Source organism: Streptomyces sp. x-19 (assembly GCF_046549115.1).
Classification (GTDB): Bacteria; Actinomycetota; Actinomycetes; order Streptomycetales; family Streptomycetaceae; genus Streptomyces; species Streptomyces albulus_C.
In genome coordinates, this window is the sequence record NZ_JAJPWK010000042.1 from 24633 (window position 1) to 31750 (window position 7118).

The following is a 7118-nucleotide window of genomic DNA, read 5'->3' on the forward strand; positions in this document are numbered from 1 at the left end:
GTCTTTGCGGCTGCGCGCGAACAGCGCCCGAGGCAGGGCCCCGCCCGGCGCCCGTGCGGCGCGAGGCGCGCCGCATCGGTGGCCAGCCGTTCGTCGGGCAGGCCGGACGGAGGGGATGCGGTCACGAGAACCCTTTCAAGGGGCTGACAGATCAGCGCGTACTGGTGTCAGCTTTGACTGATGTGAGAGTATCAGCGCATGATGACGTCAGTCGATACTGATCTGATCCGGGTGCTGGCCGACCCGCTCAGGCTGAAGATCGTGAACCTGCTCGCCCACGAGACGCTGTGCACCACGCACCTGGTCGAGGAGACCGGCGCCAAGCAGACCAACCTCTCCAACCACCTGCGGGTGCTGCGGGAGGCGGGTGTGGTGGAGACCGAGCCCTGCGGCCGGTTCACGTACTACCGGCTGCGGCCGGACGTCATCGAGGCCCTGGCCGGGGCCTTCGCCGAGCTGGCCGCCACCGCCCGCGCCACCGCCGACCGGAAGAGGCCCTGCTAGTGAGCCGCATCGAAGCCCCCGCGACGACGGAAGAGGCGTCCGTCGTCGCCAAGCTCTCCACCCTGGACCGCTTCCTGGCGGTGTGGATCCTGATCGCCATGGGGCTCGGCCTGGGCCTGGGCCGTCTCATCCCCGGTCTGAACGACGCCTTGGCCAAGGTGGAGATCGGCGGGATCTCCCTGCCGATCGCCGTCGGCTTGCTGATCATGATGTATCCGGTGCTGGCCAAGGTCCGCTACGACAAGCTCGACGCCGTTACAGGCGACAAGAAGCTGATGGTCTCCTCGCTGGTCATCAACTGGATCCTCGGGCCGGCGGTGATGTTCGCGCTGGCGTGGACCTTCCTGCCGGACCTGCCCGAGTACCGGACCGGGTTGATCATCGTGGGCCTGGCCCGCTGCATCGCCATGGTGATCATCTGGAACGACCTGGCCTGCGGCGACCGCGAAGCCGCCGCCGTCCTGGTCGCCCTGAACTCCGTCTTCCAGGTCATCGCCTTCGGCCTGCTCGGCTGGTTCTACCTGGACCTGCTGCCGAACTGGCTCGGCTTGGGCAACGGACAGCACCTCGACATCTCCATGTGGAAGATCGCCCTCAACGTGGTCATCTTCCTGGGCGTCCCGCTGGTCGCCGGCTTCCTGACCCGTCGCCTGGGCGAGAAGAAGCTGGGCCGGGAACGGTACGAGTCCGCCTTCCTGCCGAAGATCGGACCATTCGCCCTCTACGGCCTGCTGTTCACGATCGTCATCCTCTTCGCGCTGCAGGGAAAGACGATCACCTCGCAGCCGCTGGACGTCGCCCGGATCGCGCTGCCGCTGCTGGCCTACTTCGCGATCATGTGGTTCGGCAGCTTTGCCCTCGGCAAGGGCCTTGGACTTGCCTACGACCGCACCGCGACCCTCGCCTTCACGGCCGCCGGCAACAACTTCGAGCTGGCCATCGCCGTGGCCATCGCCACCTTCGGCGTCACCTCCGGCCAGGCCCTGTCCGGAGTGGTCGGCCCGCTGATCGAGGTCCCGGTGCTCGTGGCCCTGGTCTACGTCTCGCTGGCCTGGCGCAGGAAGTTCCACACCGCGGTTCCCAGCACGCGCTCCTCGTAGGGAGGAAAGCCCGATGCACTGCCTGGAGTGCCGTCTGGCACGCATGACCAGCACCGCCGTCGGAGTGTGCCGCGGCTGCGGCGCCGGCGTCTGCGGCAACCACGTCCACACTGCGACCGTGCCGGTGCGGCGCGGGCCGGTACTCGGGCCACCCCCCGAAGCGGTGGTTCGCCAGGTCCTGTGCCCGGCATGCGCCCTGGCCACGGCATCCGGTGCGGGGGCCGCCTCGTGATCGAAGCGCTCGATGTGGTGGTGGTCGGCGGCGGCCAGGCCGGGCTCGCCGCCGGCTACCACCTACGCCGCCGAGGGCTGGAGTTCACCGTCTTCGACGCCCGGCCCGCCCCCGGCGGGGCCTGGCAGGACACCTGGGACTCCCTGCACCTGTTCTCCCCGGCCGCCTACTCCTCGCTCCCGGGACGGCTGATGCCGGCCCAACCCGGCCACACGTATCCGGATGCCGGGCATGTGGTCGACTACCTCGCCGACTACGAAAAGCGCTACGACCTGCCCGTTCGGCACGGGGTCGACGTCCACGCCGTCGACCGCGACGGCGACCGGCTGCGGGTGGAGACCGACTGCGGCTCCTGGCGGGCGCGGGCGGTCATCAGCGCCACCGGCACTTGGTCCCGTCCCTTCCTTCCCACCGTCCGCGGCCAGGAGGTCTTCGCCGGCCGGCAGGTGCACACCACCGGCTACCGCAGTCCGTCCGACTTCGCCGGGCAGCGCGTCGTCGTGGTCGGCGGCGGCAACTCCGGCGCCCAGATCGCCGCCGACCTCGCGCTGGCCGGCGTCGAGTTGACGTGGGTGACGCAGCGTCCGCCGCGGTTCCTGGCCGACGACATCGACGGCCGCGACCTGTTCGACGTCGCCACCGCCCGCCACCGCGCCCTCCTGGAGGGCCGTGGTGACACCGGCGGGGTGGCCTCGCTCGGCGACATCGTCGCCGTCCCTCCCGTACGCGCGGCCCGGGACGCCGGGCTCATACCAGCGAAACCGATGTTCACCCGCCTCACCGAGGACGGCGTCCAGTGGGCCGACGGCAGCCAGTCCCGCGTGGAAGCGATCATCTGGTGCACCGGCTTCCGCCCCGCCCTGACCCACCTGGCCCCGCTCCGACTGCGTGGCCGGCGCGGACACATCGCCACCGACGGCACGCGCGTCCTACAGGAGCCGCGGTTGCACCTGCTGGGCTACGGCGACTGGACCGGCCCCGCCTCCGCCACCCTCATCGGCGTGGGCCGCCCGGCCCGCGAGGCGGTGCACCAGATCGCCGGACTCCTCCGCATCTGAACCCACGCTCGGTCATGGCCTCGTAAGGATCGTGCGAATGTCACCGGCTGCGCAGGTCTGCGGACACTCGACGGCAAGCCACTGACTCGCTCACACCGCGATCAGCCTGCGGCCGTGATCAGTAGCTGGCCCATGGCGGCCAGCACCGACGGCTCCACCCGGTAGTACACCCACGTCCCACGCCGCTCGGAGGTCAGCAACCCGGCCTCCTTGAGCTTCTTCAGGTGGTGGCTGACGGTGGGCTGGGAGACACCCACGTCGGAGATGTCGCACACGCACGCCTCGCCTCCCTCGTGCGAGGCGATGGCGGAGAACAGCCGCAGCCGGATCGGGTCACCGAGCGCCTTGAACATCGGCGCGGCCCTCTCGGCCTCGTCGGCCGTGAAGGGCCGCTCGGTCAGCGGCGGGCAGCACGGGCCCACCACTGATTGGCCCCCTTCCGTATCGAGTTGCGGCATCGCCTGCGCGTTCGACATGCATCTATGTTGACACACATCGAAACAACCCTTCAGGGGAGCGATCACCCCCGAGGGCCACAGGCAGGGAGAGTCAAACCCTACTTCGACAAATGTCTATGTTGACGTTCATCGATGCAGTAGCCATGCTGGGAAGCAGCCATCGGCAGATGTCGAAATACGCAAGGAGTCGTCGTGAACGCGCCCACCCCCGCCGAACCGCCCGTTGTCGTGATCGGAGCCGGGCCCACCGGCCTGGCCGCAGCCGCCCACCTGATCGAATACGGCATCACCCCGCTGATCCTGGAGACCGGCCGGTCTGCAGGATCAGCGGTGCGCCAGTGGGCGCACGTGCGACTCTTCTCCCGCTGGGGCGAGGTCATCGACCCGGCCGCCGAGAAGCTCCTGGCCCCCACCGGCTGGACGCGCCCCGACTCGGCGACCTACCCCTCCGGCGGTGACTGGGCCGAGCAGTACCTGGCGCCGCTGGCCGACGCCCTCGGCGAGCGCGTCCACTTCGACGCCAGGGTCACCGGCGTCTCCCGCGCCGGCCGTGACCGCGTCGTGGACGCCGACCGCGAAGCCCAACCGTTCACCGTCCACTACACCAGCGCCGACGGCCGCGAGGAGCGCGTCTTCGCGCGCGCCGTGATCGACGCCTCCGGCACCTGGAGCGCTCCCGCCCCCGCAGGTGGCAACGGCCTGCCCGCGCTCGGCGAGAGGGCCGCGGCCGACCACCTCACCTACCGCGTCCCCCACCTCAACAACCCCACTGTCCGGGCCCGTTACGCCGGCAAGCGCACGGCCGTCATCGGCTCGGGCGCCTCCGCTTTCACCGCACTGGCCTACCTCGCCGACCTGGCCGCCTCCAAGGGCGGGGCCGGGACGAAGGCCGTGTGGATCCTGCGCCGCGGCATCTCCGGCTCCACCTTCGGCGGCGGCGCGGCCGACCAACTGCCCGCCCGCGGCGCCCTGGGCCTGGCCGCGAAGGCCGCCGTCGACGCCGGGCACGCCGACGCCGTCACCGGCTTTCGCACCCAGACCATCGAGCGCGACAGCGACGGACGCCTGGTGCTCGTAGGCGAAGACGGGCGTCGACTGGACGCGGTGGACGAGGCGGTCGTGCTGACCGGCTTCCGCCCTGAGTTGTCGTTCCTGTCCGAGGTGCGGCTGCGCCTCGACGAGCGCCTCCAGGCCCCCCTCGCGCTGGCCCCGCTGATCGACCCCAACCAGCACTCCTGCGGCACCGTCTACCCGCACGGCCACCGCGAACTGTCCCACCCCGAAGCAGGCATCTACCTCGCCGGCATGAAGTCCTACGGCCGCGCCCCCACCTTCCTCGCGATGACCGGCTACGAGCAGGTCCGCTCCATCGCCGCCGCCCTCGCCGGCGACACCCAGGCCGCCGACCGCGTCGAACTCACCCTGCCCGAGACCGGGGTGTGCGGCGGCGCCGGACTCTTCGACACCCCCGAAGCCGACGAGACACCTGCCCAAGGCTGCTGCACCACCCCCGAACCCCAGCCCCTCCAGCTCGCAGCACCCACCTCGGCTGCCGCTGAGAACACGCCCGCGGGTGGCTGCTGCGGCGCATGACCGAAGCACTTGGCCCGTCAGACACGTCCTGGCAGACCGATCACGGCCTGGGAGTCGGGACTCCCAGGCGATCGAGATGATGTCGCACTTCGTCGGCGAGGTCGGCGTAGAACGGTACGCGGTTGGCCGCCTGCAGGATTTCAGTACAGGCAGTCAGCTCTCCGACCAGGCCGATGGGGGGCGCCCAGGAAGTGGGCGAACTCCTTGCGGACCCGTTCTGTAACGTCCGGCACGGGCAAGGAATGCAGGTACAGGTTCGCGGCGTCGTAGCCGGTGGGTGCAGGAGCGGCGAAGGTCCACTGTTGGCCGCCTGCGCTCATCACCAGGTGGCCCTCCCGGTCCGCTTCGTGCCAAGCGCCCGACGTGGTGAGGCGAACGTCGAGGCTGTCGTCGGCGGGGATACCGTCGACGAACGAGGGAGGGCATCGGCCGGCCCGGGTCCATTGACGTCCTCGCGCGGACGAACTCCTTGATTAGCCCCTCGCGCAGCAGCTGTGTGACGAGGTCGAGCTTGGGGGAAGGCTCCCAGCAGCTCCCGCCCCTGCACCCACCGCATCCACTCACTCCGGTTTATGGCCTTACCGGTGGACGGCTTACTGCCAGTGGGGCCGACCGCTTTGCACGGCGCAGTAAAGCTGATTGCCGTGTACATCGCGTGTGGTCAGGCCAAGGTGCGCCTTCTTGCAAAACTGGCCGCGCTGATAGTAGTTCCCGGATGGGGAGAGGATGACGCCGGCGGTGTCGTTGGAGCCGGAGGCAGCGCCTGACGAAGATCCGCCGGAGGATCCCGATCCCGAGCTGGACGAGGAGCCGGAGCCCGAACCAGAACCGGAGCCCGATCCAGAGCCTGACCCGGAACCCGTCCTGGGCTCGGGAGCATTCGTCGCGGCCACGGGCGTCGGTGTCGCGGCCGTGGGAGACGGCGAAGGGGAGGTGCTGGACGGGCTGGTGGACGGAGAGGGCGAATCCGAAACCGCCGTCGAGACCGAATCGGAGGGCGGCGGATTCCCCTTGCCCCCGTCGTCGGAACTGGGCTGGCAGCCGGTGAGGGCGAGCATCACCACGGTCACAACTGCTGCGGCGGACAGGGAAGCACGACGGTGAACTCGGGCACGTATCACTGGAGGACGCATCCTGACGAAAGGGAATTTCCGAAGTAAGCAGCGTGCACTCGGTACGCTCCGCCGATAATATGCGCATCTCTCATCTACGGTCTGGTAATTGGCTTGAATCAGACGCGGCGGTCTTGACTGAATGGTTCGACTTCGTGCGCATGGAAGCACTCAGGAGAGTGCTCCTGTTCCGTGTTCTCGGAGATCTCCACACTTCCACCCGATTCCAGCGGGGACTTGCTGGCGTGGCACTACAGTCGTTTGTCGTTCGACTGCACAGGGAGATCTGTGGCCACTGTCCCACCTAATCGCCGAATTGAGCTTGCGGGAGTGAATGCTCTCCGCACGCTGCTGGAGGACCACAATCACTTGGTGCACGTGGTCGACGGCAGTACTGATATGGGCGAAGACCTGATCGTCGACTTCACTCGTGACAGGAAGCGGACCGGCTGCATGATCGCTGTGCAGGTGAAGACCGCCGGTGGAAAGTCCAGCAAGTATCGTCGGGCCAACGGGTACGCGATCCCTGTGGGAAGCCATGCAGATGATTGGGCTGCTCGCCCAATCCCTGTCGTCGGAGTCGTCTACGACATGGAAGTCGGGCGGCTGTTCTGGGTGAACCTGACGAAGGCTCTGAGGACCGCAGTCACGCCGCCTCGGTACGTGAAGGTCTCCGCCGGAGCGGAGCTTTCCGCACAGACAGTCGGGCAGCTCATCTCCGAGATCGACGCCTACGCCCACGTGATGGGGACCCCCGAAGAAGAACCGGCGCCGATCCCCTACAGCGAGCCTGCCGTGGGCCCCGCGAAGAGGCGTCGATTGCGTCTGAGGGCCGATTGGAAGGACACCTCGTTCACGGGCCGTGCGCACCATCCCGGCTGGGCGCAGGGGTGGTTCATCGTTTGGGACGACTACCGGTTGACGCTGATCCACAGTGTCAACGGTCAGGGCGACTGCCCCGGTGGCGGACTTGATGACCCACGCACTGGCGGACATGAGAACTCCCCGCGGACACGGGATTTCCCCACTGGCTCCGCGTGATCCTTCTTGGGCCGTGGGTC

At 68.7% G+C, this 7118-nt stretch carries 9 protein-coding genes; 7 read left to right on the top strand and 2 right to left on the bottom strand.

Translation table 11 applies throughout. The features are described 5' to 3' along the window. The first annotated feature begins 198 nt into the window (after positions 1–198). Genes ACLJT4_RS40245 through ACLJT4_RS40260 form a run of 4 tightly spaced genes read left to right on the top strand, consistent with a single transcriptional unit; the run spans position 199 to position 2894 of the window. Positions 199–504 carry an ArsR/SmtB family transcription factor gene (locus ACLJT4_RS40245; RefSeq protein WP_411130017.1) on the top strand — a complete coding sequence of 102 codons (306 nt, stop codon included), beginning with the start codon at positions 199–201 and terminating at the stop codon, positions 502–504. Continuing rightward, the gene (arsB, locus tag ACLJT4_RS40250; protein ID WP_411130018.1) at positions 504–1604 is read left to right on the top strand and encodes an ACR3 family arsenite efflux transporter; all 1101 of its coding nucleotides are present in this window, start codon (positions 504–506) and stop codon (positions 1602–1604) included. The genes ACLJT4_RS40245 and arsB overlap by 1 nt, the downstream gene beginning before the upstream one ends. Positions 1605–1617: 13 nt before the next feature. Next, a complete protein-coding gene (locus ACLJT4_RS40255) occupies positions 1618–1836 on the top strand; it encodes a DUF2180 family protein (RefSeq protein WP_411130019.1) in 219 nt (72 codons plus the stop codon). Continuing rightward, complete coding sequence (locus tag ACLJT4_RS40260) at positions 1833–2894, top strand: ArsO family NAD(P)H-dependent flavin-containing monooxygenase (protein WP_411130020.1); 1062 nt, start codon at positions 1833–1835, stop codon at positions 2892–2894. The genes ACLJT4_RS40255 and ACLJT4_RS40260 overlap by 4 nt, the downstream gene beginning before the upstream one ends. A gap of 101 nt (positions 2895–2995) precedes the next feature. Here the strand turns inward: ACLJT4_RS40260 and ACLJT4_RS40265 are convergent, their stop codons facing one another. After that, a complete protein-coding gene (locus ACLJT4_RS40265) occupies positions 2996–3370 on the bottom strand; it encodes an ArsR/SmtB family transcription factor (protein WP_411130021.1) in 375 nt (124 codons plus the stop codon). 174 nt (positions 3371–3544) lie between these two features. Here ACLJT4_RS40265 and ACLJT4_RS40270 point away from each other — a divergent pair, with 174 nt between their 5' ends. Further along, entirely contained in the window at positions 3545–4945 is a 1401-nt protein-coding gene (locus ACLJT4_RS40270) for an NAD(P)-binding domain-containing protein (RefSeq protein ID WP_411130022.1), read from the top strand. Between the two features lie 140 nt (positions 4946–5085). On the opposite strand, the gene ACLJT4_RS40275 is transcribed toward ACLJT4_RS40270, so the two are convergent. Further along, complete coding sequence (locus ACLJT4_RS40275) at positions 5086–5265, bottom strand: hypothetical protein (protein ID WP_411130023.1); 180 nt, start codon at positions 5263–5265, stop codon at positions 5086–5088. 406 nt (positions 5266–5671) lie between these two features. On the opposite strand from ACLJT4_RS40275, the gene ACLJT4_RS40280 reads away from it, so the two are divergent. Together ACLJT4_RS40280 and ACLJT4_RS40285 are read left to right on the top strand one after the other, a co-directional pair. Then, on the top strand, positions 5672–6049 hold the full coding sequence (locus tag ACLJT4_RS40280; protein ID WP_411130024.1) for a hypothetical protein: 378 nt from the start codon (positions 5672–5674) through the stop codon (positions 6047–6049). A gap of 338 nt (positions 6050–6387) precedes the next feature. Continuing rightward, positions 6388–7098, top strand: coding sequence for a DUF4365 domain-containing protein (locus ACLJT4_RS40285; protein WP_411130025.1), 711 nt, complete (start codon positions 6388–6390; stop codon positions 7096–7098). Positions 7099–7118: the final 20 nt, after the last annotated feature.

What these genes read in the sequence shown, in the direction of transcription:
- ACLJT4_RS40255 (WP_411130019.1), top strand. Translation starts at nt 1,618, where the DNA reads ATGCACTGCCTGGAGTGCCGTCTGGCACGCATGACCAGCACCGCCGTC.
- ACLJT4_RS40265 (WP_411130021.1), bottom strand. Translation starts at nt 3,370, where the DNA reads ATGTCGAACGCGCAGGCGATGCCGCAACTCGATACGGAAGGGGGCCAA.
- ACLJT4_RS40280 (WP_411130024.1), top strand. Translation starts at nt 5,672, where the DNA reads ATGACGCCGGCGGTGTCGTTGGAGCCGGAGGCAGCGCCTGACGAAGAT.
- ACLJT4_RS40275 (WP_411130023.1), bottom strand. Translation starts at nt 5,265, where the DNA reads ATGAGCGCAGGCGGCCAACAGTGGACCTTCGCCGCTCCTGCACCCACC.
- ACLJT4_RS40245 (WP_411130017.1), top strand. Translation starts at nt 199, where the DNA reads ATGATGACGTCAGTCGATACTGATCTGATCCGGGTGCTGGCCGACCCG.